Below are 24,161 nucleotides of genomic sequence, written 5' to 3' on the forward strand. Positions count from 1 at the left end.
TATGGGGGTATATGAGACCTATGAGAGAAGAGGTCAAGACATCCTGTTTAAAACGGCTCAAACGGATCGAGGGTCAGATCCGCGGGTTGGCCGCCATGGTCGAGGACGACCGCTATTGCATCGACGTGGTGACGCAGATCGCCGCCGCGCGCGCGGCGTTGCGCCGCGTCGAGGAGGAGGTCCTGCGCGATCATGTGGCGCATTGCGTGGAGCATGCGATCTCGTCCGGCGACAAGGCCGACCAGCGGCGCAAGATCACCGAGCTGATGGACGTGATCGGCCGCGCGGACCGTTAGCGCGCAGCCGTTCTACGGGCGCTAACCTCGCCGCTTCCGACGGAGTCGAGAGCGGCGCCTCACATTCCGTGTCGTCCCGGCGAAAGCCGGGCCCCATAACCACAGGGAGTGGTTGTTTGTGCGAGGTGGGGCCCCAGCGTGCTTCATAACCACGGCCGGTGGTTATGGGTCCCGGGTCGCGCTTCGCTTGCCCGGGACGACGTGGGAAAGATCAAGCTCAGGTGTTGAAGCGGAAATGCATGACGTCGCCGTCGGCGACGACGTAGTCCTTGCCTTCAAGCCGCAGCTTGCCGGCATCGCGCGCACCGGCTTCGCCGTTGCCGGCGATGTAATCCGCGTACGCGATGGTCTCGGCGCGGATAAAGCCCTTCTCGAAATCGGTATGGATCACGCCGGCGGCGGCCGGCGCCTTGGTGCCGCGGTCGATGGTCCAGGCACGCGCTTCCTTCGGGCCGACGGTGAAATAGGTGATGAGGTCGAGCAGCTGGTAGCCGGCCCGGATCAGCCGATCGAGCCCGGCCTCTTCGAGGCCGAGCGTCTCCAGGAAGTCGACACGCTCCTCGCGCGACAGCGTCGCGATCTCGGATTCGATCTTGGCCGAGATCACGACCGCGACCGCGCCCTCCTCCTTGGCGCGTTCGAACACCGCCTTCGAGAAATTGTTGCCGTCCTTCGCCGAGCCTTCCTCGACGTTGCAGACATAGAGCACCGGCTTCGAGGTCAGGAGCCCGAGCATGCGGAACGCACGCTCCTCCTCCGGCTTGCGCTCCAGCCCGCGCGCCGGCTTGCCGTCGCGCAGCAGCACCAGCGCGCGGTTGACGAGCTCGAGCTGCTCCTTGGCTTCCTTGTCGTTGCCCTTGGCCTTCTTCGACAGGTTGTCGACGCGCTTCTCGAGGCTGTCGAGGTCGGACAGCATCAGCTCGGTCTCGATGGTCTCGATATCGGCGAGCGGCGCGATCTTGCCTTCGACATGGGTGATGTCGGAATCCTCGAAGCAGCGCACCACATGGGCGATGGCGTCGACTTCGCGGATGTTGGCGAGGAACTGGTTGCCGAGGCCTTCGCCCTGCGACGCGCCGCGCACCAGGCCCGCGATATCGACGAAGGTCAGCCGGGTCGGGATGATCTGCGCGGACTTGGCGATCGCCGACAGCTTCTCCAGCCGCGGATCGGGCACCGCCACCTCGCCGACATTCGGCTCGATGGTGCAGAACGGATAGTTCGCCGCCTGGGCGGCCGCCGTCTCGGTCAGCGCATTGAACAGCGTCGACTTGCCGACGTTAGGCAGCCCGACGATCCCGCATTTGAATCCCATGTTCGTCCCGATCTCTCGCGCGCTCACGCTGCGCGGTTGAATTGACTGAGGTCGTCATACGCGGGCTTGACCCGCGTATCCATCCCACTCGGAAAATGGATCGCCGGGTCAAGCCCGGCGACGACGAGGGTCTACTTCGTGCCCTCGTCCTTGGTGTCGAAAAATCCCTTGGCCTGCATCGTCAGATGCACCTTGTTGGCGAACGACGCGTCGTGCCCCGTCGCCAGCAGGCCGGCATTGTCGGCGATGGCCTGGCACAAGGCCTCCACCCACGCCCGGTCGCTCTTGGCGAAGTCCGACAGCACGTGGCTGTGCACGAGCTCCTTGACGCCGGGATGACCGATCCCGATCCGCACGCGCCGATATTCGTTGCCGATATGCGCCGAGATCGAGCGCAGCCCGTTATGGCCGGCGATCCCGCCGCCGATCTTGACGCGCACCTTGCCGGGCGGCAGTTCGAGTTCGTCCTGGAACACGGTGATGTCGGAGGGGGCAAGCTTGAAGAAGTTCGCCGCTTCCTGCACCGCGCGCCCGGACTCGTTCATGTAGGTGGTCGGCTTCAGCAGAACGACCTTCTCACGGTCGACCACGCCTTCGGAGGTCTCGCCCTGAAAGCGACGGCGCCATGGTGCGAAACCATGACGCCGTGCAATCTCGTCGACCGCCAGGAAGCCGATATTGTGCCGGTTGCTGGCGTATTTCGCGCCGGGATTACCGAGACCGACAAAAAGGCGCATGGCGCGGCATCCCGCGTCGGCGCGCCGTCAGATGATTGCGCGCCGACCTGATCGATTACTTCTTCTTGTCGCCACCGCCGGCGGGAGCCTTGGCACCCGCGGCCGGGGCCGCAGCACCTGCAGCCGGAGCCGCCGCAGCGGCCGGAGCAGCACCCGCGGCCGGAGCCGCAGCGCCACCTGCAGCCGCCGCAGCCGCGGCCTTCTGCTCTTCGGCGTAGCCGGACGGCGGCACGATGGTGACCAGCGTTGCGTCCTCGCGGGTCAGCGACTTCACGCCCGCGGGCAGCTTGACCTCGGAGAGATGCAGCGAGTAGCTGATCTCGAGCGCGCCGACATCGGCCTCGATATATTGCGGGATGTTGTCGACCGAGCACTCGAGGTCGAGCGTGTGGGTGACGATGTTGACGGTGCCACCGCGCTTGACGCCCGGCGAGCTTTCGCCGTTCACGATGTGCAGCGGCACGCTGACGCGGATGGTGGCACCTTCGCCGAGCCGCATGAAGTCGACATGGAGCGGGAAGTCCTTCACCGGATCGAGGTGGAAGTCGCGCGGAATCACGCGGTGCTTCTTGCCCTCGAGGTCGATGTCATAGATCGTGGTCAGGAACCGGCCCGCCAGGATGCGCTGGCGCAGTTCACGATCGTCGACCGAGATGGTGACGGGGGGTTGGTTGTCTCCGTAGATCACTCCGGGAACTCTCCCGGCGCGACGCTCTGCCCGGGCGGCCCCCTTGCCGCTCTTCGGACGCGCGGTCGCCTTCAATTCCTTGACGGTCGCCATAGCGTTAAGTCCTTGTATTTAAAAAGTTAAAGGCCGCAGCGCGGCCCATGCTCAGGTCCACAGCAAGCCTCCAGGGGTGCGGGGGCCGCGGACGTGGCGGGCTTTTAGCCCCAAAGGGCCGAAATGACAAGGAAATGAAGGGATTTTTCTGCGGGCCTAGCTGCGCCCCCAATCTGTCATGCCCGGGCAGAAGCGCGAGGCGCGTCTCCGCGCTAGATGACCCGGGCATCCATCAAAAAGAGGACTCTCTCGTAGGAGGATGGATGGCCGGGTCAAGCCCGGCCATGACGATCGGAGCAAGATCAGCTTGCGCCGCCTACCCCGAGCTTGGCTTCCAGCACCGCGATCCGGGCCTTCAGCGCCTCGTTCTCCTCGCGCGCCAGGCGGGCCATGTCCTTGACCGCGTCGAATTCCTCGCGCTTGACCACGTCGAGGTCGCGCAGGATGCGTTCGGCCTGGTTGCGCATGACGGTGTCGACCTCGCGCTTGACGCCCTGCGCGGCGCCGGCGGCATCGTTCATCAGACGGCCGATCTCATCGAAAAACCGGTTGCTGGTCTGGGTCATCTCGCAAAACTCTCCGCGTTCACTGGATTGCCAGAAGACAATGGCGATCCCCGCCATCCGGTTCAAGTCCGCCGCGAATGGCAGACCTTGCGGCAGCTTGCCTTGTCATGCTCCGGTTTCCTTGCAATCGTATGAACTCACAACAGAAATCGCACACATAACGCGAGCAGGAACGCCATGATCGAGCATACCGTCGAGATCGAGACCAAGGACGGCAAGACCACCACCTTCATCACCCATCCGGAGCGCGGCGGCCCCTTCCCTGTCGTCATCTTCTACATGGATGCGCCGGCGATCCGCGAGGAGCTGCGCGACATGGCGCGGCGGCTCGGCACGTCAGGCTATTATGTGATGCTGCCCAACATGTATTACCGCGCCGGCGTGATGGAGCTCGGCCCGATCAATCCCGATCCGGAATCGCCCGAGCGCAAGCGCATGTTCGAGCTGATGCACTCGCTCAACATTCCGCTTGTCATGGAAGACACCAGGGGCCTGCTCGCCTATGCCGAGACGCAGAAGGCCGCCAACACCAAGATCATCGGCACGGTCGGCTATTGCATGAGCGGCCGTTACGCCGTCAACGCGGCGACGCATTTTCCCGACAGGGTCAAGGCCGCCGCCTCGGTCTACGGCACGCATCTGGCAACCGACCAGCCCGACAGCCCGCATCTCGCCGCGCAGAAGACCAGGGCCGAGCTCTATTTCGCCTGCGCCGAGACCGACATCTACGCGCCGGCGGAGATCATCGAGCAGGTGAAAGCTGGCATGAAGGGCTCGACCAACGAGGTCGAGATTTATCCCGGCACCCATCACGGCTTCGCCTTCCCCAAGCGCCCGGTCTATGACCGCGACGCCGCCGAACGCCATTGGGAGCGGCTGCTCGCGCTCTATCGCCGCAATCTGGTTTGAGGCCTGAACCACGCGGATGGCCGACAGCGTACGAATTCGAGATTATCGAAGCTCCGATGCTGACGAGGTGAACCGGCTTGCGGTTACAGCCTTCGACCAATTCCGCGATGCCTTCCACGACTGGCCGGCGATGCGCACCGGCCTGTCAAAAACCTCCGAGCTGAGTTCCGGCGGCGAGATCATCGTCGCCGACCTTGGTGACCGGCTTGCCGGCGCGGTGGGCTATTTTGGGCCCGGCGTCAAAAAGGCCGCATTCTTCGATCAGGCATGGCCGATCATTCGCATGCTGGTCGTCGACCCCGTCGACGCAGTCGACAGGAGGAAAGGACTCGGGCATGCGTTGACGTCGGAATGCTTTGCCAGAGCGCGGCGCGACCGGTGCCAGACCATCGCGCTTCACACGAGCCCCATCATGACGGTCGCCCTGCCGATGTATCTCAGGATGGGGTTCAGCAAGCTGCATGACGCCCCGCCCATTCACGGCGTGCCCTACGCCGTCTACACGAAAGCGCTCTGATCCAAATGCCGTTCCTGCTGATCGACTTTCCGGTGTTCAACCCCGTGGCGCTCTCGCTCGGGCCGATCGTGATCCGCTGGTATGCGCTCGCCTATATCGTCGGCATCGTGCTGGGCTGGGTCTATGCCCGCTCACTGATCAAGAAAGAGCGGCTGTGGGGCGGCCCGGCGCCGATCACGCTGCCGCAGCTCGACGATTTCATCCTCTGGGTCACGATCGGCATCATCGTCGGCGGCCGCACCGGCTATGTGCTGTTCTACAACCTGCCCTTCTTCATGGCGCATCCGGGTGAGATCCTCGAATTGTGGAAGGGCGGCATGTCGTTCCACGGCGGCTTCCTCGGCTGCGTCGCCGCGGTGATGCTGTTTGCCCGCCGCAACAACATTTCGATCCTGTCGCTCGGCGACATCACCACCGCGGTGGCGCCGATCGGGCTGTTCCTCGGCCGGCTCGCCAATTTCATCAACAGCGAATTGTGGGGCCGTCACGCCGAGGCGAGCCTGCCCTGGGCCATGATCTTCCCTAATGGCGGACCGCTGCCGCGGCATCCGAGCCAGCTCTACGAGGCCGGGCTTGAGGGCATCGTGCTGTTCGTGGCGCTGGCCATCATGATCCGGACGGGGGCGCTGAAGCGGCCCGGCCTGATCCTCGGCAGCTTCATCACGATCTATGGCATTGCCCGCATCATCGGCGAGCACTTCAGGGAGCCCGACCCGCAGCTCGGATTCCTGTGGGGCGGATTAACCATGGGTATGCTGCTGTCGGTGCCAATGATTATTGTAGGCGTCATCATCATCAGGGCCTCCGTCCGTCGCAAGGCGAACGGACCGGCCCCGACTGCAACCTAAGCAAGTTCAATCCAAGGAACGCCGTGAGCGAACCCTCCCCGTTGCTGGACGAGATCAGGAAGCTGATCAAATTGTCCGGGCCGATGCCGGTCTGGCGCTACATGGAATTGTGCCTGATGCATCCGCAGTACGGCTACTATTTGTCGCGCGATCCGCTCGGCCGCGAGGGCGATTTCACCACGGCGCCCGAGGTCAGCCAGATGTTCGGCGAACTGCTCGGGCTGTGGAGCGCCTCGATCTGGCGCGCGATCGGCTCGCCGGAGACGCTGCGCCTGATCGAGCTCGGGCCCGGCCGCGGCACCATGATGGCCGACGCGCTTCGGGCGCTTCGCGTGGTGCCGCCGCTCTACCAGTCGCTCAGCATCCACCTCGTCGAGGTCAATCCGGTGCTGCGGGAGAAGCAGTACGAGACCCTGACGGGCGTGCGCAACATCACCTGGCACGACAGCATCGACGACGTGCCCGAGGGGCCGGCGGTGATCCTCGCCAACGAATATTTCGACGTGCTGCCGATCCACCAGATGGTCCGCCGCGAGACCGGCTGGCACGAGCGCACGGTCGGGATGGATGCCAATGGCAGCCTGTATTTCGCTCCCGCTCCCGAGCCCACGCCGCACTTCGAGGTGCTGCTGCCGCCGCTGGTGCGCGCCGCCCCGCTCGGCGCGGTGTTCGAATGGCGGCCCGACAACGAGATCATGAAGCTCGCAACGCGGGTGCGTGACCAGGACGGCGCCGCGCTGATCATCGATTACGGCCATCTGCGCAGCGACGCCGGCGACACCTTCCAGGCGATCGCGCGCCATAGCTTCGCCGACCCGCTGAAGAACCCGGGACAGGCCGACATCACGGCGCATGTCGATTTCCAGGCCCTGGCGCGGGCCGCCGAGGATGTCGGCGCGCGCGTCCACGGGCCGGCGACGCAGGGTGACTTCCTCAAGCGCCTCGGCGTCGAGGCCCGCGCCGCCGGATTGATGGCGAAGGCAAGCCCCGAAATGTCCGCCGACATCGCCGGTGCGCTGAAGCGCCTGACCGATTCCGGGCGCGGCGGGATGGGCTCGATGTTCAAGACGATGGCCATCTCCGACCCGCGCCTCACCTCGATCGCCGGACTGAGCGATCAGCCTGACGAGACCGAACAATGACATTGGGATCATCGCTGCTGTCGGCCATTCCGGGCCTGCGCCACGCCTTCTTCTCGCGCGAGGGCGGCGTCTCGGAGGGCATCTATGCCGCCCTCAACGGCGGGCTCGGCTCCAACGACGATCCGGCCAGGGTTGCGGAGAACCGGCGGCGGATGGCCGCGCAACTCGGCGTGCCGCTGGATCACCTGATCAGCGTGCATCAGGTCCACTCGCCCGACGTCGTCGTCGTGGACCGCCCGTGGAATGGCGCGCCGCGCCCGAAGGCGGACGCGCTCGTCACACGCACCGAAGGGCTTGCGATATCGGTCACCACCGCCGACTGCGGCCCGATCCTGTTCGTCGATCCCAACGCGCGGGTGATCGGCGCTGCGCATGCCGGTTGGAAGGGCGCGCTGACCGGCATCCTGGAATCGACCATCGATGCGATGGAGAGGCTCGGCGCCGAGCGCGGCGGCATCGTCGCGGCGATCGGGCCGATGATCCGCAAGGAGTCCTACGAGGTCGGCAACGAATTCGTCGAGCGCTTCATTGAGGCCGATGCCGAGAACGGCGTGTTCTTCCTGCCCGGCGAGCGCGACGGACACGCGATGTTCGATCTCGCCGGCTTCATCCGGATGCGGCTGGAGAATGCCGGCGTGCTGATGATCGACGATCTCGGCATCGACACCTATTCCGACGAACGCTGCTTCAGCTACCGCCGCTCCGTGCACCGCAAGGAAGCCGATTACGGCCGGCACGTTCACGCCATCGCGCTGGAACGCTGAGACGAGCATTTTTAGCCGTCGCTGTGCGATAACGTCTTGACTCTCCACCTGCTGGAGACCGGACAAGCGGCGCATGACACAACGCACCTACAGCATCGGCGAGGCGGCGCGGCTCAGCGGCATCAGTGTCCGCAAGCTCCGCTTCTATTCGGACCAGGGATTGCTGCCGCCGGCCGGCCGCACCGCGAGCGGCTATCGCGTCTTCACCGACGACGAACTGGTTCGCCTCGACCTGATCCGCTGCCTGCGTGATGCGGGGCTCGGTCTCGACGCCATTCGTGAGGTCCTGACCAAGGAGCTCTCGCTGGTCGAGGCGCTCAAGCTCCGCCTCGAGACGCTGGAAGCGGAGATCGCGGCACAGCGCCGCGTCGCCTCGGCCCTGCGGGCTGCGTTGCGTTCACCGCAACTCACCGAAGCAGACTTGAGGAGATACCTGACCATGACCCAGCTGTCCCGCGCCGAGCGCCGCAACGTCGTCGAACGCTTTTTCGAGAAAGTGTCCGACGGCATCAACATCGACCGGAATTGGGTCCGGCAGATGATCGAAACCAGCGTGCCCGAATTGCCCGATGAGCCGACGCCCGCGCAATGCGACGCCTGGATCGAGCTTTCGGAGATGCTCAATGATCCCTCCCTTGTCGCCAACATCCGCGCCAACGCGGAGGACGTCTGGAATCACCGCGTGCTGGATCTCACCGCCTGGCAACAGGCCAACGAGACCGTGCTGGCGAGGGCCAAAGAGATCATCGCGCGCGACCTCGGACCGACGTCGGAGGCGGGCCAGGTGCTGGCGCGCGACTGGCTCGAGACGTCGGCGCGATTGCTGAAGCGCGAGCCCGATCTGGAATTCCGCAACTGGATCCGCGGCAAATATGCGCTGCACGACGACCGCGCGGCCCGTTACTGGGAGCTCGTCGCCATCATGCGCGGGCAGTCGCCGGACGCCAGCCCGAACCGGGAATGGGCCTGGATCACCGCAGCCATGCGGCACCATCTCTCTGACTGAGCAAGGAAATCCGAAACCTCGTGGCGCAGCCGCCGGATCGGTTAAGGGCTGTGGCCGTCCTGCCCTAGACGTTAAGCCATTTTAACGATATCGCAGGACGCAATGAGGGAAGCGTCAAACCACCAGTTTCAAACTGGGACAGCCGTGCGCGCCGCGCTCGCCGTCACGTGGCTAGCGGTCGCCTGCGCACTTGGTGGATGCGCGGCCGGCGGCAATGTGGCCGATTCCTACGCCATGGCCGCACCGGCAAGCAGCGGCGCGACCGTTGCGTTCGAATCGATCGACGGCCCGCCGCCCCAAGTGTTCGACCGCATGGTCGGCGTGCTCGACAGCGAATCCAAGCTGCGCAGCCTGTCGGTCGTGTCGCGCCAGGGCGCCGCGGCCTACCGCGTGCGGAGCTATCTGTCGGCACAGGTGGTGCGCGGCCGCACCATGATCGCGTGGGTGTGGGACGTCTATGACAGCAATCAGCAACGTGCCCTCCGCCTCTCCGGCGAGGAGCCCGCAGGCAAGGCTGGCCGCGACGCCTGGGCCACCGCCGACGATCTGGTGCTGCGCAGGATCGCCCAGGCCGGGTTCAGCGGCCTGTCCAGCATGATCAATGGCGGCCCGGCGCCCGCCTCGGCCCCGGAGCTCCGCGGGCCGACCGTCGCGAGCGCCCCGGCCCCCGCCGTGCCCGAGACCGTGGCGCTCGGCTATTCCGCCAATTAGACCCCGTTATGTCCCGGAGACAGGCGTTTTTGCCCAGGAAAACGGCGGCGAAAGCGGGCTAATGGGTTGCCAGCCAAGCCGCCTCCCTGATATTCCCTCGCGCACCGAAAACCCGCCGGTTCTGTAAGGACTTGAGATGCTGAACGTCGTATCCAGCAAGGCGCGGGGGGAAGCATCGATGTCGGCAAAGAACGGATCAATCAAGCTCGTCGCCGGCAACTCCAATCCTGCGCTGGCGCAGGACATCGCCAAGGGCCTTGGCATCGAACTGACCAAGGCCGTGGTCCGGCGCTTCGCCGACATGGAGATCTTCGTCGAGATCCAGGAGAACGTCCGCGGCTCGGACATGTTCATCCTGCAGTCGACGTCGTATCCGGCGAACGACAATTTGATGGAGCTTTTGATCATCACCGATGCGCTGCGCCGTTCCTCGGCGCGCCGCATCACCGCGGTGGTGCCCTATTTCGGCTACGCCAGGCAGGATCGCAGGTCCGGCTCACGGACGCCGATCTCGGCCAAGCTCGTCGCCAATCTGATCGCGCACGCCGGCGTCGATCGCGTCATGACGCTCGATCTGCACGCCGGCCAGATCCAGGGCTTCTTCGACATCCCGGTCGACAATCTGTTCGCGGCGCCGCTGATGGTGCGCGATATCAGAGAAAAGTTCGACCTCGCCAAGGTGATGGTGGTGTCGCCGGACGTCGGCGGCGTGGCGCGCGCGCGTGGCCTCGCCAAGCGCATCAACACCCCGCTCGCGATCGTCGACAAGCGCCGCGAGCGCCCCGGTGAATCCGAAGTGATGAACGTGATCGGCGACGTCGCCGGCTACAATTGCATCCTGGTCGACGACATCGTCGATTCCGGCGGCACGCTGGTGAACGCGGCCGAGGCGCTGATCGCCCACGGCGCCAAGGAGGTCTCGGCCTACATCACCCACGGCGTGCTGTCGGGCGGCGCCGCAGCGCGCATCGCCTCGTCGCGGCTGAAGGAGCTGGTCATCACCGACTCGATCCTGCCAACCGAGGCCGTCAACAAGGCACCGAACATCCGCCAGATCTCGGTCGCCGGCCTGATCGCCGAAGCGATCGGCCGTACCGCGGCGGAAGAGTCGGTCTCCAGCCTGTTCGATTAGCGGACCTACGCTCACTGTCGTCCCGGCCTTGAGCCGGGACCCATAACCACCGATGACTGTTGCTGCGAAGATTGGGGCCGCCGCCGGCGCTCACAACGTAATCCTGTGGTTATGGGTCCCGGCCTTCGCCGGGACGACACTGAGTTTGTGGCACTCAACCCGCTAAAACCCCGGCCGCGGCACGTGGCTCATCAGCGTCCGCGCATAGCCGCCATCCACGATGATCTCCTCACCATTGACGTAGGACGAGCGGTCGCTCGCCAGGAACAGGATCGCGTCCGCCATGTCCTGCGGCGCGCCGATCCGGCGCATCGGCACCACGGCGGTGCGCCGCTCGGTGACCCCAGGCGTATCGTAGAAGGCCTGGCTCATCGGCGTCACGACGAGGCCCGGGCTGACCACATTGCTGCGGATGCCGTGCGGCCCCCATTCGGCAGCGAGCTGCTGCGACAGCATCACGACACCGGCCTTGCTGACGCTGTAGGCGCCGCTCTGCCCCTGCGCATTGCTGGCGGCGATCGAGGCGACGTGGATGAGGCTGCCGCCGCGCGCTTTACGCATCTGGCCGCCGAACGCCTGCGCGCAGATGAAATAGCCGGTGAGATTGACCGCGAGCACCGCGTTCCATTCGACGAGTGAGAGGGTATCGAGCCCGCCCGGGCGCAGCACCGCCGCGGTGTTGACGAGGATGTCACAAGCCCCAAGCGTGCGCTCGACGGCGCCAGCGGCCGCCGCAACGCTCTCCGCGCTAGTGGTGTCGCAGCTCGCGACGAGGTGACCATCGCCGAACTCGCCAAGCTTTGCCTTGGTCTCGGCAAGCCCGCGCTCGTCGCGATCGAGGGCTGCGACCCTGGCGCCGGCGCGCGCGAAGCTGACCGCAGTGGCGCGGCCGATGCCGCCGCCTCCGCCGGTGACGACGGCAACGCGTCCCGACAGGCCGAGCCAGTCGGAGGAGCCTTCCTTGGTCATGGTCCGATCACTCCCATCCAGTGAGTTTGTTACCGGACAGCTTAACCCAAGATGCGATCGGACCAAGACCCCTGTGCGCGCTCAGACGCTGACCGCCGCCGCCCCGCCAACGACCTCACCAAAGGATTTGAAGAACTCGCCAGCAAGCTTCCTCGCGGTGGAATCGATCAACCGACCGCCAAGCTGCGCCAGCTTGCCGCCGATTTGCGCGTCAACCGCGTAAGCCAGAACGGTCAGGTCTGGCCCTTCCGACGTCAGCGTGACGATCGCGCCCCCCTTGGCGAAGCCGGCGATGCCGCCAGAACCTTCGCCGGAGATGCGATAGCTGTTCGGCGGATCGAGATCGGATAGCGTCACCTTACCGCCGAAGGTCGCTTTCACCGGCCCCACCTTGAGCACGACGGTAGCGGTCATTTCGGTAGGTGAGGCCATTTCGAGCAACTGGCAGCCGGGAATGCACCGCCGCAGAATCTCGGAATCGTTAAGCGCGGCCCACACCTTTTCTTTTGAGGCCGGGATACGCTGGCTGTCGTTCATCTGCATGTTGCCGCTTACCTCCCTGCGATGGAACCGGTGGAACGCTGGCCACGGCGGCGTTCAATGGTGATTTCGGCGAGGATCGACATCGCGATTTCCTCCGGCGTGATGGCACCGAGATCGAGCCCGGCCGGCGCCTTCACGCGATCGATCACGGCAGCCTCAAGACCGTCGGCAATCAACTTGTTGCGTAACGCCGCCATCTTGCGTTTGCTGCCGACGAAGGCGTGATAGGCGGCGTCGATCGCGACCGCCATCTTCAGCGCGATCTCGTCACCCCTGCCCTGGGTCGAGACCACGACGAAGCGACGAGCCTGATGGAGATCTTTGGGTTCGAAACCGTCGAAGATCACATCAGCATCCGGCGGGACAATGAGGTCGGACGCGGGTGCGGCAAGCGTCACGTGATAGCCGAGTTGGCGCGCTTGGGCGGCAAGCGACAGCGCGACCGGACTTGCGCCGAGGATGACCAGCGAGGGATGCGGCAAGACCGGCTCCACGAAAATGTCCATCGTCCCCTTGCTCGGGCACATATTCGAGGCGAAGCGCACGCCGTCTCTGCTCTCGCCAGCCTTCACGCCGAGTTCGGCGAGCAAATTCTCCGGCTGCACCGAGACCATGCGCGGCTCGCCATCGATCAACGCCTCGCGCGCCGCCTTCAGGACTGCTCCTCTGGCACACCCTCCTCCGATCCAGCCCGCCACGATCGTGCCGTCCGGACGGATGATCGCCTTCGCCCCCGCCTTGGCCGCGGTCACCGAGACCGTCCGAACGACGGTCGCCAATACGAACGACTGCTCCGCGGCCTTCAGCTGCGCGACCAGATCCATGATCTCGACATGCACGCCCATCAAAGCCTCGCCAGATAGGGCTCGAGCGCCGTCAAGCTCGCAAGCGTGTTGGCCGGCGCATAGAGATCGACATGCGGCAGCGCCGCCTTGATGCCGCGCGCCTCCGGCGCGTAACCTTGCCATCCCATCATCGGGTTGAGCCAGGCGATACGGCGGCAACGCCGGCCAAGCGCCGCCATCTCGCGGCCGAGCAATGCAGCGTCACCCGTCTCGTAACCATCGGAAACGATCATCACACAGGTGCGCGAATGAACCACGCGCGCCGCGTGCCAACGATTGAATGTCTGCAGACACTCACCGATCTTGGTGCCGCCACCCGCTCCCTGCGCCATGATTGAGAGCCGGTCGAGGGCGCGGCCGGCATCTCTCTCCTTCATCGCGTCCGAGACGTGAGCCAGCCTCGTGTGAAACAGGAACGCCTCGGCCTCACGAAATTCGTCGAGCACGCCATGGATGAAGCGGAGGAAAACGCCCGTGTACATGCTCATCGAGCCGGAGGCGTCGAGCAGGACCACCAGGCGTAACGGCTTCGGCTTGCGCTGGCGTCTCACCAGACTGAGCGGCACGCCGCCGTGACTGATGTTGCCGTGAATCGTGCGACGTAGATCCAGACGATAGCCCCGGCGACGCGCCAGATCGCGCCGCGTCAGCCGCGTGCGCATGACGCGCGCCAGCTGCGCCGCAGCGAGATGGGCCAGCTCAACCTGCTGCGGATCGGCCAGATTGCGGAAATCCACCTCGGCGAGATTGTCCGCGCGCGACGCGCCTTCCATGCGCCCATCGCCCGAGCGTTCATTTTCGACCCCATCAACCGAGGGAATCTGATCGATCGCCGTGTCGGCACCGGCTCGGGGCTCGGCCGATTGGTTGGGCAGACTTTTCAGCGACGGATTGTTCGCGGGTTTCGCGGCGCCCGTCGTGATCGAACGCGACCGCACCCGCTTGCCGAGCCAGAAAGCATCAAAAATTCCGTCGAACCTGTCCCAATCGGCCTTGCGCGTCGAAAACAGATGCTTGAGTGCCGAACGCAGCAGGCCCGGCCGTGCTGCGTAGCCCGCAGCCATCAGGGCGGCGGCGTCCTGGCCCTCGGCAAGACCGACGGCGAAGCCGCCATCCCGCAGGGTCCGCAGAAACGCCGCGAGCTTGCGGGACACGAGACGGGACACCTCGTTGATGTCGTCAAGATCGGGCGGTGCGCCGCAGCAACTCATGCGACCCTTCCCAGCAAACGTTGCGTGACCTCGCGCGAGACCCGCGCCTTGTCTTCCTGCGTCTTGAGCAGGCACATCAGGGTTTCGTGCACGGTCTCGGGCGCATCGTGCAGATCCTTCACCTCGAGCCCGACCAATGCAGCGGCCCAATCGAGGGTCTCGGCGACCCCGGGCACCTTTCGCAATTCCTCTTTCCGGATGCACTCGACCATGCGCGCGATCTGCAGCGCCAGCGAGGCGCTGGTGCCTTCGAGCCGCGTCGTGATGATGCGCGCTTCCCGGTCGACGTCGGGATAGTCAACATAGTGATAGAGACAACGGCGACGCAGCGCATCCGAGAGCTCCCGCGTACCGTTCGACGTCAGCACGACATGAGGAATTGCAGTCGCCCTGATCGTGCCGAGTTCGGGTATCGTGACCTGGAAATCGGACAACAACTCAAGCAGAAATGCCTCGAACTCATCGTCGGCGCGATCGATCTCGTCGATCAGCAGAACCGGCGATCTCTCTCGGCGAATCGCAGCGAGCAATGGCCGCTCGAGGAGATACTTCTCGGAAAATATCTGGTCCTCGACCGCATCCGCATCGGCGCCGCGGTGCGCCTGGATCGACAGCAATTGCCGTTGGTAGTTCCATTCATAGAGCGCCGCGGACTGGTCGAGCCCCTCATAGCACTGCAGGCGAATCAATTCGGTAACGTGAACGGCGGCCAACGCCTTGGCGACCTCGGTCTTGCCGACGCCCGCCTCGCCTTCCAGCAGAAGCGGACGCCGCAATTGTTGCATCAGCGCGATCGCAATCGCGAGCTCGCCGTCGGCGATATAGCCGGCGTCGCCGAGTGCGCGCGCGATCTCGTCACGGGTCTTCATGGTACAGCGAACACGCCGAGGTTCTTCGCCGCCAGCCAGTTCCGCCAGAAATCATGCGGCATCTGGATGTGGGTCGAGCCAAGAAACGAGAATGCGTCGTTGACCGCGTTCGAGAACGCGGGCACGCCGCCGACATTCGGGCTTTCACCGACACCCTTTGCGCCGATCGGGTGATGCGGTGACGGAGTGACCGTAAAATCCGTCTCCCAATGCGGCGTCTCCACCGCGGTTGGCATGAAGAAATCCATGAACGAGCCGGTCACGACATTGCCTTCGGCGTCGTAGCGGATCTCCTGTCCCATCGCGATCGCAAATGCCTCGGTGAGGCCGCCATGCACCTGGCCCTCGATGATCATCGGGTTGATCCGCGTGCCGCAATCATCGAGCGCATAGAAGCGCTTGACCTTGTACACGCCGGTGTCGACATCGATCGTCATCACGCAGATATAGGCGCCGAACGGATAGGTCATGTTTGGCGGATCATAGTAGCTGACCGCCTCCAGCCCCGGCTCCATGCCGGGCGGCACCGAATTGTACGCGGCCCAGCAGATATCCTTCATCGACATGACTTTCTCGGGCAGGCCCTTGACGCGGAAGCCATCGATGTCCCATTCGAGATCGTCCTCGTGGACCTCAAGCTTGTAGGCCGCGATCATCTGCGCCTTGGCCCTGATCTTTCGCGCGGCCATCGCGATCGCGGCGCCAGCGACCGGCGTCGATCGCGAGCCGTAAGTGCCGAGGCCGTAAGGCGCGGTATCCGTGTTGCCTTCCTCCACCATGATGTTGTCGGCGGGGATACCGATCTCGGTGGCGATGATCTGTGCCCAGGTCGTCTCGTGCCCCTGGCCCTGGCTCTTGGTGCCCACCCGGGCGATGCCTGCACCTGTCGGATGCATGCGTATCTCGCACGAGTCGAACATCGCAATTCCGAGGATATCGCAGTTCTTCGATGGGCCGGCGCCAACGATCTCGGTGAAGAAGGAGACGCCGAGACCCATGATCTCGCGGGTCTCGCCGCGCTTGAACGCCGCGCGCTGCTCCGCTTGCTGCTTGCGCAAGCCGGCGTAGTCGACCGACTCCATCATCTTGCGCATCGCGGTGTGGTAATCGCCGGAGTCATATTCCCAGCCGAGCGCGGAGTGATAAGGGAATTGCTCCGGCTTGATGAAATTCTTCAATCGAAGTTCGGCCGGATCCATCCCCAGCTTCTGTGCGAGAATATCCATCGCGCGTTCGATGCAGTATGCCGCCTCGGTGACACGGAATGAGCAGCGGTAAGCAACTCCGCCCGGGGCCTTGTTGGTGTAGATGCCGTCAACCGCGAGATGCGCGGTCGGGAAGTCATACGACCCGGTGACGATGTTGAAGAATCCGGCCGGCCATTTCGACGGATCGGCACAGGCGTCGAATGCGCCGTGATCGGCCAGCACATGGACACGCAACCCCGTAACCTTGCCCTCCTTGGTCGCGGCGATTTCCGTCGTCATGTGATAGTCGCGCGCGAACGACGTCGCGGTGAGGTTCTCAATGCGATCTTCAACCCATTTCACGGGCTTGCCGGTGACGATGGAAGCGACCGCGGCGCAGATATAGCCCGGATAGGCCCCGACCTTGTTGCCGAAGCCGCCGCCGATGTCAGGCGCGATGACGTGGATCTTCTGCTCGGGAATTTTTGCGATCAACGCCACGACGGTGCGGATCACATGCGGCGCCTGGAAGGTGCCCCAGATCGTCAGTTCACCCTTGATCTTGTCGAAGGAACAGACGCACTGGCAAGTCTCGAGTGGCGACGGATGGGTGCGATGGTAGGAGATCATCTCTTTGATCGTCACCTCGGCCTTCTTGAAGGCGGCATCCGTCAGGTCCTTGTCGCCGACGGTCCACTCGAAAATGTGATTGTGGTGCTTGCGCGGGCCGTGGGCGCCGGTGGTCTTGCCGGCGAGATCTTCGCGCAGCACCGGTGCATCTGCGTCCATTGCCTTGAAAGGATCGATCAGCGGCGGCAGTGGTTCGTACTCGACCTTGACCTTGTTGACACCGTCATCGGCGGCGTAGCGGTCCGTCGCGACGACGAATGCCACCTCCTGGTTCTGGAACAGCACCTTGCCGTCGGCCAGCACCATCTGCACATCGCCTGCCAAGGTCGGCATCCAGGCAAGATTCACCGTCTTCAGCGTCTCGGCGGTGATGACCGCGAGCACGCCCGGCACCTTCAACGCCTCGGAATCGTCGATCGACTTGACGCGCGCATGCGGATGCGGCGAACGCACGAAATCGCCATGCAGCATGCCCGGCAGCTTCACGTCGTCGACGTAATTGCCTTTGCCCTGCGTAAAGCGGATGTCTTCGACCCGCTTGCGCTTGCAACCCATACCTTCGAGCGCAGCGCTGCGTTGTTCCCGCGTGGGAGTCATATCATTCATTCTGCGGCCTCCCGGAATTCCACGCCGTTGATCTTGGCTGCGGCGTATTGAATGGCTTTGACGATGTTCTGGTAGCCGGTGCAGCGGCAGAGATTGCCGGAGATACCCATCCGGATCTCCTGCTCGGTCGGCGACGGATTCTCCTTCAGAAGCCGATGCGCGCGCATGATCATGCCCGGCGTGCAGAAACCGCATTGCAGACCGTGCATCATGCGGAAGCCCTCCTGCAGCGCCGAGAGCGAACCGTCGGGGTTCGCCATGCCTTCGATCGTGGTGATCTCGGAGCCGTTGGCCTGTATCGCGAACATGGTGCAGGACTTCACCGACATGCCATCGATATCAACCGTGCACGCGCCGCAATGCGTGGTCTCGCAGCCAATATGGGTGCCGGTCATCAGCAGGTTCTCGCGGATGAAGTGCACCAGCAGAGTACGTGGTTCGACGAGGCCTTCGACCTCGGCGCCGTTCACCTGCATCGTGATATGCGTCTTTGCCATCTGGTCCCTCCTCAGGCCGCATTGGCGGCGGCGCGCTGCAGCGCTCGCATCACCATGATGCCGCCAACGTGCTTGCGGTATTCGACGGGCCCCCGCGCATCCGCGGCTGGCGCCATGATTGCCTCCGCCGCGGCCGCAGCCTTCCTGAGCGTGGCTGAGTCGAGGCTGGTGCCGATCACCACCTGGGCGGCGGCATCGGCCAGTAGCGGCGTTTCCGAAAGATTGGTCAGTCCGATCGTGCAGGTCGCAACCTTGCCGCTGGACATCGTGAGCACCACCGCCGCGGCAGCGGTGGCGTAGTCCCCGACCTTCCGCTTCAGCTTCTCGTAGGCGTAGCCGTGACTCGCGGGGGGGACCGGGATGGAGATCGAGGCCAGAAGTTCGCCTGGCTCGATCGCTGTGAAATAGGCGCCTTGATAGTAATCGGCGGCTGCAACCTCACGACCGCCATGCGGCCCCTCAAGATGATAGGTCGCGCCAAGCGTCATCATCAGCGCCGGCATGTCGTTGCCCGGGTCGCCATTGGCGACATTACCGCCCACGGTGCCACGGTACCGGACCTGAGGATCAGCGATCAGAAGCGCGGCTTCATGCAGAATGGGGATGGATTGGGCGATCTCGACGGAGGTAAGCAAGTCGTGCTGGGTGGTCATGGCCCCAATCAGGACCTTGCTGCCTTCGCGACGAACGCCTTTCAGGTCGGCGATGTCATGCAGGTCGACCAGGTGCTCGGGGGCAGCCAGCCGCAGCTTCATCATCGGAACCAGGCTGTGGCCACCAGCCAGCGGACGAACCTCATCGCCAAGTGTCGAAAGCAGTTTCACCGCGTCAGCCAGCGTCGCCGGGCGGTGATAGCTGAACGAGCCGGGAATCATCATTTCCTCCATGTCGTGCTGCGGCCCTTAGGGTCCGGCGGACGTTGGAGGGAGGCTGGCTGGGCGCGGATTCGCCCGCAACAAATGCGGCACGGGCACGCAAAATTCGCACGAAATGCCGCCCGATACGCACGAAATGCGTCAGCGCCTGCGTCCCATCGGGCCCGGGAGGCGTTCAGGCGGTGCGGCGGGCGAGCCCGAGTCGGGCCTTCACCTCAGCGATCTTGGCTCGGCTCACCGGAACGCGATGTGGCGACGGACCGTCCAGTTCAATGACCGCGCCATCGCCCTCCTTCCGAACCAGAGTGACATGCGGAATCGACACGATGTAGCTGCGGTGCACACGCAGAAACAGGCGGGGATCGAGCAGCGCTTCGGCCTCCGAAATCGACCAGGGACACATCCGCTCCCGGGTCCCGTCATGCACCTTGGTGTAGTGGGCATCCGCCCTCACGCTGCGAACGTCTGCGGCATCGATGAAATGGGTGCCGTCCGCCCCTTCTAGAGGCAGCCGAGGTGCCGGCGGGGCGCGGGGCGGCTGGCCAATTCCACCCAGGGGGGTCGGCCGAAGCGGCGGATCGGCCTGAACAGTGGCGGCACCCGCCAGTTCGGCTGAATCGGAGCTTCCCCCGGCGGCGCCGGCAATTGCCACGGCCGTTTTCCGCGGATCAGGCACCAACGACAGCAGGAAGCCTGCGGCAATAACGAAGCACAGCAACGTCACGACCAGCGACAGCATCTGCGACGACGCCGCCAATCCATCCATGTGGTGATGAGCCTCGCCGCCAGATGGAGCTATTTGCATGCCGGCCATTGCCGTGTAGTGCATCCCGGAGACGGCAAAGCCGAAGGCCACCGCACTCAACATCAACTGGACGCCCCCGTGCCGCGCCAGGAATGCGCGTAACCCGCCATAGGCCGCGGCGATCGCGATCGCGATCGAGAGCACAACCAGTCCCGGAGCGTGCGCCATCGCGAAGTCGCCGGACAGCCCGTGCATCCCGACATAGTGCATGCTGGCAATGCCAAGCCCGAGCAACACGGCCGATGAAACAACGCGGAGCATCGACGGCTCGCCGACGCTGACGAAGAACAGCGATATGCCGACCACCAGTGCACAGATCAGAAAGGAGATAATGGTCGGCAACACCAGATAGCCAGTGCCCACCGGCAATGGTGCGGCCAGCATACCAACGAAATGCATCGTCCAGATGCCGACCGCGAGAAAGAATGCTGCACCCGCGAGCAACAAGCGATGACTGGAATCCGGTCCGCCGCGGATCCGCGCGGCCAGGCCGAAACCGGTGTAACCTCCCAGAATCGCGATCACCACCGAGAGCGCGACGAGATAAGGATCGTGTCCTTCGAACATGATCGTCTCGGCCAAGCCGTCGTCACGGCGAGGCCTCCTCCCACCGCCGACTTTATAGAGGCGGCGGTGGGAATGACAATCAGACGATTGGAAGGCCTAGCCGGGGATCCCCGCCGCGACCTGGCCGCGCAGACGCTCCAGGCTGAGCAGCGTGTTGGCGCAGGCTTCCGCGACCTCGATCCCCTTGATCACGAAGTGCTTGCGGAAGAAGTCGTAATGCACCTCGGTCTCGTGGAATTGCTGCGGCGTCAGCACCGCCGAGAACACCGGCACCTCCGTGCGCAGCTGCACGTCCATCAGCGCCTTGATCACGGTGTCGGCGACGAATTCGTGGCGATAGATGCCGCCATCGACGACGAGCCCGGCCGCGACGATCGCGGTGTAACGGCGGGTCTTCGCCAGGAGCTGCGCGTGCAACGGGATCTCGAACGAGCCCGGGACCTCGAACACGTCGACATTGGTGATGTGGCGCGCCTCGATCTCCTTCAGGAAGGAGATGCGGCACTCTTCCACCACATCGCGATGCCAGGACGACTGCACGAAGGCGACGCGCTGCGGCTTGGCGAAGTGCGGATGCTCCGGCGCCGGCGGAATTGCCGGCGTATCGGGAGCGCTATCTGCTTCGGAGGTTTGGACTTGAGAAGCTTGAACGTCTTGGTCTTGCAACATCTGATTCATGGCTTTCCTCTTTCAGGACCAGAATCAGGGCACACGGACAACGACACGAGCCGACGCGAAAATCGCGTTGGCCGCCGCAACCGTTCTCTTTCATCCGGACTGTAACCGTCGGCTTCGGAATTGCACCGAATCTGCTGACCCTTCTCCCGGCTTCGCGGAAGGAGGCGCTCGCGGGCTTGGGCTCATCACCCTTACCGCCGGTGGGGATTTTCACCCCGCCCTGAGAACATCGGCACGCCCGGGATGGACGTGCCTGAGATGAAATATGACCAAACCGCGACAGCCGGGCAAGGTCCTTTGGCATGGGGAATCGGCATGTCCCCATGAGCACGATGCGGCTCTTGCAGGGAGGGTGCGAGGGCTCGGAGGCTGATTCACGCGTGCGGCGAAGCGCCTGCAAATGGTTAACAAATCGTTACGCGCGCACCAAGATTCCGATTTGTTCGCAAAATCACAAGTGTGGCGGAGATCAGCTGTGGACGATGCGCGCTTTGGCTGTGGACGGACTCGGCGTGCGGTTGCGCGGATTCCGCAAATCACATCACTTCATCGGCGTCAGGTCCAGGAGCATCCGGAAGCCCGGTCAAGGAACTGCACTCGGCCACGACGCAGTATGTCGCAGGTGCCGGCTTCCGTGTGCGTATCAAGCGATCATAAGAACAAGGTCCGAGACGGCATGTCCCTCCTCGAAAGCATTATCGATTCCCGGAACAACCCGCTTGCGGTGGTCGAAGATATCGCCACCGACAACAACTGGGCGTTCGAGCGTTCCGGCGAAGACGAGGTGACGATCGTCTCCAAGGGAGACTGGATCGATTATCAGCTCTCGTTCACCTGGATGGGAGAGATCGAGGCGCTGCATCTCGCCTGCGCCTTCGACATGAAGATGCCGCAGGCGCGGCGCGCCGAAGTGCAGCGGCTGGTTGCCGCGATCAACGAACAATTATGGGTCGGGCATTTCGACCTGTGGACCCACACCGGCATGGTCATGCACCGTCAGGCGCTGGTGCTGCCTGGCGGCCTCACCGCCTCGACCGCGCAATGCGAGAGCATGGTGGTCAACGCGATCCACGCCTGCGAGCGCTACTACCCGGCGTTCCAGTTCGTGGTGTGGGCCGGCAAGTCGACCGCCGAGGCGATGGCCGCCGCGATGTTCGACACCGAAGGCGAGGCGTAAGGGTTTCGCTCCGCCGTTTCCATAAACCCGCTGTCGTCCCGGCCTAGTGCGCGATTGCGCACGGGGAGCCGGGACCCATACTCCGCGGCGCCTGGGCTTAAGCAAACTGCTTGTCGCTCCTCCCTCGCTTCACTAGAACCACATGTGGTTATGGGTCCCGGCCTTCGCCGGGACGACGAACGGTGGTGACACCTGTGAACACATCAAGCAGCGCATTGACTGATACTACCGGCACCATCGCGCTTGCGGGCGCGGGCAAGATGGGCGGCGCGATGCTGACCGGCTGGCTCGCACAGGGCCTCGCGCCCAAGCAGGTCGCGGTGATCGATCCGTATCTCTCGCCGGAGATCTCCGCGCTCGCCGCAAAGGGCGTGCGGCTCAATCCGCAGGCGAAGGATCTCGGCACCGTCGATACGCTTGTCGTCGCGGTGAAGCCGCAATCGTTCCGCGACGCCGGCGCCGCGCTGAAGGGGTTCGTTGGCCCCTCGACGCTGGTGGTCTCGATCATGGCTGGCACGACCATGTCAGCGCTGGAAGAGGTTGTCGGCGGCGCGGTGGTGCGCGCGATGCCGAACACGCCGGCGGCGATCGGCCGCGGCATCACGGTCGCGGTGCCGTCAAAGCGCGTCACCGCCGCGCAGCGCGCCACGACCGATGCGCTGCTGAAGGCAACCGGGCTCGTCGAATGGGTCGACGATGAGAGCCTGATGGACGCAGTGACCGCGGTCTCCGGCTCCGGCCCGGCCTATGTCTTCCTGCTCGCCGAGGAACTGGCCCGCGCCGGCGTCGCGGCCGGCCTGCCCGAGCAGCTTGCGACCACGCTGGCGCGGGCGACCGTCGCGGGCTCCGGCGAGTTGCTGCATCGCTCGGATCTGCCGTCGGCGACGTTGCGGCAGAACGTCACCTCGCCCGGCGGCACCACGGCTGCTGCGCTCGAGGTTCTGATGGCGAACGATGGCATGCAGCCGCTGATGACTCGCGCCATCGCGGCCGCGACCCGGCGCTCAAAGGAATTGGCGAAGTAGCCGTCTGTTAATCCCGTCACCCTGAGGTGCGAGCGAAAGCGAGCCTCGAAGGGTGCACGGCCCGTGGCCCATCCTTCGAGGCTCGCCCAGCGGCGCAAGTGCGCCGCAAGGCTCGCACCTCAGGATGACGCGGAGTATTTGGCCTAAGCCGCCCCAAGCCTTTTGTTGAAACTCTCGACATTGATCAGGCCGCGGGCGTGGCGGCCTTCGCCGAGCTTGCGCGGGCCTTCAAAGGCCTCGACCTCGAAACGGATCACGCGGCGCTCGACCGCGATCACCTTCGCGGTGGTTCGCACCGTGGCGCCGACCAGCGCCGCCGCGAGATGGCGGATATCGACCTCGGTGCCGACCGTGACCCAGCCGGGCTGCAGCGCGCCGCGGATGGCGTCGCCCGAGGCCATCTCCATTTCGAGGATCATCATCGGCGTCGCATAGACCATCGGCATGCCCGGCACGAAGTGCCCGACCGTGCGCTCCGGCGGCACCACGAGCATGCGCTCGGCGCTCATACCGATCTTGATGAAGTCGCGTGCGTCCATGTGGCCTCAAAAAGACTGTCGTCCCGGCCTTGAGCCGGGACCCATAACCACCAAAGCTGGTTGTTGCGAAGGCTGGGGCCCCAGCGAGCGCAACGACTGGCATCAGTGGTTATGGGTCCCTGCGCCAGTGCGCAATTGCGCACAAGGCAGGGACGACCCGTGGAGAGACAGGGGCTATTTCTTCGCCGCGGCGGCGCGCTCGACGAAGGACTTGCCGCCCTTCATCTTGTGATGCAGCGGCGCTTCATTGATCTGGATCACGACCGCGTCGGCATCGACGCCGAGATTCTTCACCAGCGCCTGGGTGATGTCGCGCATCATGCCGAGCTTCTGCTCGTCGGTGCGGCCGGCGGCCATGCTCACGGTGATCTCAGGCATTGGAAGAACTCCCTTGTTATTGTTGACGCACAAACT

27 protein-coding genes and 1 riboswitch are annotated in these 24,161 nt (G+C 64.5%); of the genes, 11 read left to right on the top strand and 16 right to left on the bottom strand.

Annotated features, from left to right (window positions below):
- Positions 1 to 20 precede the first annotated feature (20 nt).
- Positions 21 to 296, top strand: coding sequence for a metal-sensitive transcriptional regulator (locus WDM24_RS33880; RefSeq protein ID WP_029081978.1), 276 nt, complete (start codon positions 21 to 23; stop codon positions 294 to 296).
- Positions 297 to 513: 217 nt separating this feature from the next.
- On the opposite strand, the gene ychF is transcribed toward WDM24_RS33880, so the two are convergent.
- The 4 genes from ychF to WDM24_RS33900 form a co-directional block, all read right to left on the bottom strand.
- The gene (ychF, locus tag WDM24_RS33885) at positions 514 to 1,611 is read right to left on the bottom strand and encodes a redox-regulated ATPase YchF (RefSeq protein ID WP_166303649.1); all 1,098 of its coding nucleotides are present in this window, start codon (positions 1,609 to 1,611) and stop codon (positions 514 to 516) included.
- 131 nt (positions 1,612 to 1,742) lie between these two features.
- On the bottom strand, positions 1,743 to 2,348 hold the full coding sequence (gene pth, locus WDM24_RS33890) for an aminoacyl-tRNA hydrolase (RefSeq protein WP_338828867.1): 606 nt from the start codon (positions 2,346 to 2,348) through the stop codon (positions 1,743 to 1,745).
- A 55-nt stretch (positions 2,349 to 2,403) separates the two neighbouring features.
- Positions 2,404 to 3,129 (bottom strand): 50S ribosomal protein L25/general stress protein Ctc, encoded by a 726-nt coding sequence (locus WDM24_RS33895; protein WP_338691817.1) that lies wholly within the window; start codon positions 3,127 to 3,129, stop codon positions 2,404 to 2,406.
- Positions 3,130 to 3,431: 302 nt separating this feature from the next.
- Positions 3,432 to 3,695 carry an accessory factor UbiK family protein gene (locus tag WDM24_RS33900; protein WP_029081974.1) on the bottom strand — a complete coding sequence of 88 codons (264 nt, stop codon included), beginning with the start codon at positions 3,693 to 3,695 and terminating at the stop codon, positions 3,432 to 3,434.
- A gap of 177 nt (positions 3,696 to 3,872) precedes the next feature.
- Between WDM24_RS33900 and WDM24_RS33905 the strand changes: the two genes are divergently transcribed.
- The 8 genes from WDM24_RS33905 to WDM24_RS33940 all read left to right on the top strand — a co-directional run bounded on the left by WDM24_RS33905 (position 3,873) and on the right by WDM24_RS33940 (position 10,724).
- Positions 3,873 to 4,604, top strand: coding sequence for a dienelactone hydrolase family protein (locus tag WDM24_RS33905; RefSeq protein ID WP_166303640.1), 732 nt, complete (start codon positions 3,873 to 3,875; stop codon positions 4,602 to 4,604).
- 16 nt (positions 4,605 to 4,620) lie between these two features.
- Positions 4,621 to 5,121, top strand: a complete 501-nt coding sequence (locus WDM24_RS33910; RefSeq protein WP_338828868.1) for a GNAT family N-acetyltransferase — start codon at positions 4,621 to 4,623, stop codon at positions 5,119 to 5,121.
- Positions 5,122 to 5,126: 5 nt separating this feature from the next.
- A complete protein-coding gene (gene lgt / locus WDM24_RS33915) occupies positions 5,127 to 5,969 on the top strand; it encodes a prolipoprotein diacylglyceryl transferase (RefSeq protein WP_338828869.1) in 843 nt (280 codons plus the stop codon).
- 83 nt (positions 5,970 to 6,052) lie between these two features.
- Positions 6,053 to 7,111 (top strand): class I SAM-dependent methyltransferase, encoded by a 1,059-nt coding sequence (locus WDM24_RS33920; RefSeq protein WP_166308222.1) that lies wholly within the window; start codon positions 6,053 to 6,055, stop codon positions 7,109 to 7,111.
- Positions 7,108 to 7,875, top strand: a complete 768-nt coding sequence (pgeF, locus tag WDM24_RS33925) for a peptidoglycan editing factor PgeF (RefSeq protein ID WP_338828870.1) — start codon at positions 7,108 to 7,110, stop codon at positions 7,873 to 7,875. The genes WDM24_RS33920 and pgeF overlap by 4 nt, the downstream gene beginning before the upstream one ends.
- A 73-nt stretch (positions 7,876 to 7,948) precedes the next feature.
- The gene (locus WDM24_RS33930; protein ID WP_338828871.1) at positions 7,949 to 8,881 is read left to right on the top strand and encodes a MerR family transcriptional regulator; all 933 of its coding nucleotides are present in this window, start codon (positions 7,949 to 7,951) and stop codon (positions 8,879 to 8,881) included.
- A gap of 102 nt (positions 8,882 to 8,983) precedes the next feature.
- Positions 8,984 to 9,592 (top strand): hypothetical protein, encoded by a 609-nt coding sequence (locus tag WDM24_RS33935; RefSeq protein ID WP_338828872.1) that lies wholly within the window; start codon positions 8,984 to 8,986, stop codon positions 9,590 to 9,592.
- 178 nt (positions 9,593 to 9,770) lie between these two features.
- Positions 9,771 to 10,724 (top strand): ribose-phosphate pyrophosphokinase, encoded by a 954-nt coding sequence (locus WDM24_RS33940; RefSeq protein WP_166303623.1) that lies wholly within the window; start codon positions 9,771 to 9,773, stop codon positions 10,722 to 10,724.
- A 162-nt stretch (positions 10,725 to 10,886) separates the two neighbouring features.
- On the opposite strand, the gene WDM24_RS33945 is transcribed toward WDM24_RS33940, so the two are convergent.
- The 10 genes from WDM24_RS33945 to WDM24_RS33990 form a co-directional block, all read right to left on the bottom strand.
- On the bottom strand, positions 10,887 to 11,693 hold the full coding sequence (locus tag WDM24_RS33945; RefSeq protein ID WP_338828874.1) for an SDR family oxidoreductase: 807 nt from the start codon (positions 11,691 to 11,693) through the stop codon (positions 10,887 to 10,889).
- A gap of 81 nt (positions 11,694 to 11,774) precedes the next feature.
- Positions 11,775 to 12,236 (bottom strand): SRPBCC family protein, encoded by a 462-nt coding sequence (locus WDM24_RS33950; RefSeq protein ID WP_166303616.1) that lies wholly within the window; start codon positions 12,234 to 12,236, stop codon positions 11,775 to 11,777.
- Between the two features lie 8 nt (positions 12,237 to 12,244).
- The gene (locus WDM24_RS33955) at positions 12,245 to 13,081 is read right to left on the bottom strand and encodes an XdhC/CoxI family protein (protein WP_338828875.1); all 837 of its coding nucleotides are present in this window, start codon (positions 13,079 to 13,081) and stop codon (positions 12,245 to 12,247) included.
- Complete coding sequence (locus WDM24_RS33960; RefSeq protein ID WP_338832499.1) at positions 13,081 to 14,292, bottom strand: VWA domain-containing protein; 1,212 nt, start codon at positions 14,290 to 14,292, stop codon at positions 13,081 to 13,083. The genes WDM24_RS33955 and WDM24_RS33960 overlap by 1 nt, the downstream gene beginning before the upstream one ends.
- Positions 14,289 to 15,161, bottom strand: a complete 873-nt coding sequence (locus WDM24_RS33965) for a MoxR family ATPase (RefSeq protein WP_338691827.1) — start codon at positions 15,159 to 15,161, stop codon at positions 14,289 to 14,291. The genes WDM24_RS33960 and WDM24_RS33965 overlap by 4 nt, the downstream gene beginning before the upstream one ends.
- On the bottom strand, positions 15,158 to 17,584 hold the full coding sequence (locus tag WDM24_RS33970; RefSeq protein WP_338828876.1) for an aerobic carbon-monoxide dehydrogenase large subunit: 2,427 nt from the start codon (positions 17,582 to 17,584) through the stop codon (positions 15,158 to 15,160). Before WDM24_RS33970 ends, WDM24_RS33965 begins: the two co-directional genes overlap by 4 nt.
- Positions 17,581 to 18,081 (bottom strand): (2Fe-2S)-binding protein, encoded by a 501-nt coding sequence (locus tag WDM24_RS33975; RefSeq protein WP_338828878.1) that lies wholly within the window; start codon positions 18,079 to 18,081, stop codon positions 17,581 to 17,583. Before WDM24_RS33975 ends, WDM24_RS33970 begins: the two co-directional genes overlap by 4 nt.
- Positions 18,082 to 18,092: 11 nt before the next feature.
- Positions 18,093 to 18,956 (bottom strand): xanthine dehydrogenase family protein subunit M, encoded by an 864-nt coding sequence (locus WDM24_RS33980; protein WP_338832500.1) that lies wholly within the window; start codon positions 18,954 to 18,956, stop codon positions 18,093 to 18,095.
- Between the two features lie 175 nt (positions 18,957 to 19,131).
- On the bottom strand, positions 19,132 to 20,328 hold the full coding sequence (locus tag WDM24_RS33985; RefSeq protein WP_338832501.1) for an MHYT domain-containing protein: 1,197 nt from the start codon (positions 20,326 to 20,328) through the stop codon (positions 19,132 to 19,134).
- A 96-nt stretch (positions 20,329 to 20,424) separates the two neighbouring features.
- Positions 20,425 to 21,006, bottom strand: coding sequence for a 6,7-dimethyl-8-ribityllumazine synthase (locus WDM24_RS33990; protein WP_166303600.1), 582 nt, complete (start codon positions 21,004 to 21,006; stop codon positions 20,425 to 20,427).
- Positions 21,007 to 21,084: 78 nt separating this feature from the next.
- Positions 21,085 to 21,238: riboswitch (FMN riboswitch) on the bottom strand.
- Between the two features lie 444 nt (positions 21,239 to 21,682).
- On the opposite strand from WDM24_RS33990, the gene WDM24_RS33995 reads away from it, so the two are divergent.
- Both WDM24_RS33995 and proC read left to right on the top strand, forming a co-directional pair.
- The gene (locus tag WDM24_RS33995; protein ID WP_029081955.1) at positions 21,683 to 22,183 is read left to right on the top strand and encodes a YbjN domain-containing protein; all 501 of its coding nucleotides are present in this window, start codon (positions 21,683 to 21,685) and stop codon (positions 22,181 to 22,183) included.
- 260 nt (positions 22,184 to 22,443) lie between these two features.
- Entirely contained in the window at positions 22,444 to 23,208 is a 765-nt protein-coding gene (proC, locus tag WDM24_RS34000; protein WP_338832502.1) for a pyrroline-5-carboxylate reductase, read from the top strand.
- Between the two features lie 143 nt (positions 23,209 to 23,351).
- Here the strand turns inward: proC and WDM24_RS34005 are convergent, their stop codons facing one another.
- Both WDM24_RS34005 and WDM24_RS34010 read right to left on the bottom strand, forming a co-directional pair.
- Positions 23,352 to 23,747: a thioesterase family protein gene (locus tag WDM24_RS34005; protein ID WP_338828879.1), complete on the bottom strand. Its 396-nt coding sequence runs from the start codon at positions 23,745 to 23,747 to the stop codon at positions 23,352 to 23,354.
- Positions 23,748 to 23,921: 174 nt separating this feature from the next.
- Entirely contained in the window at positions 23,922 to 24,125 is a 204-nt protein-coding gene (locus WDM24_RS34010) for a tautomerase family protein (RefSeq protein ID WP_018269806.1), read from the bottom strand.
- Positions 24,126 to 24,161: the final 36 nt, after the last annotated feature.

Source organism: Bradyrhizobium sp. 27S5, from assembly GCF_037217225.1.
Taxonomy (GTDB): domain Bacteria; phylum Pseudomonadota; class Alphaproteobacteria; order Rhizobiales; family Xanthobacteraceae; genus Bradyrhizobium; species Bradyrhizobium septentrionale.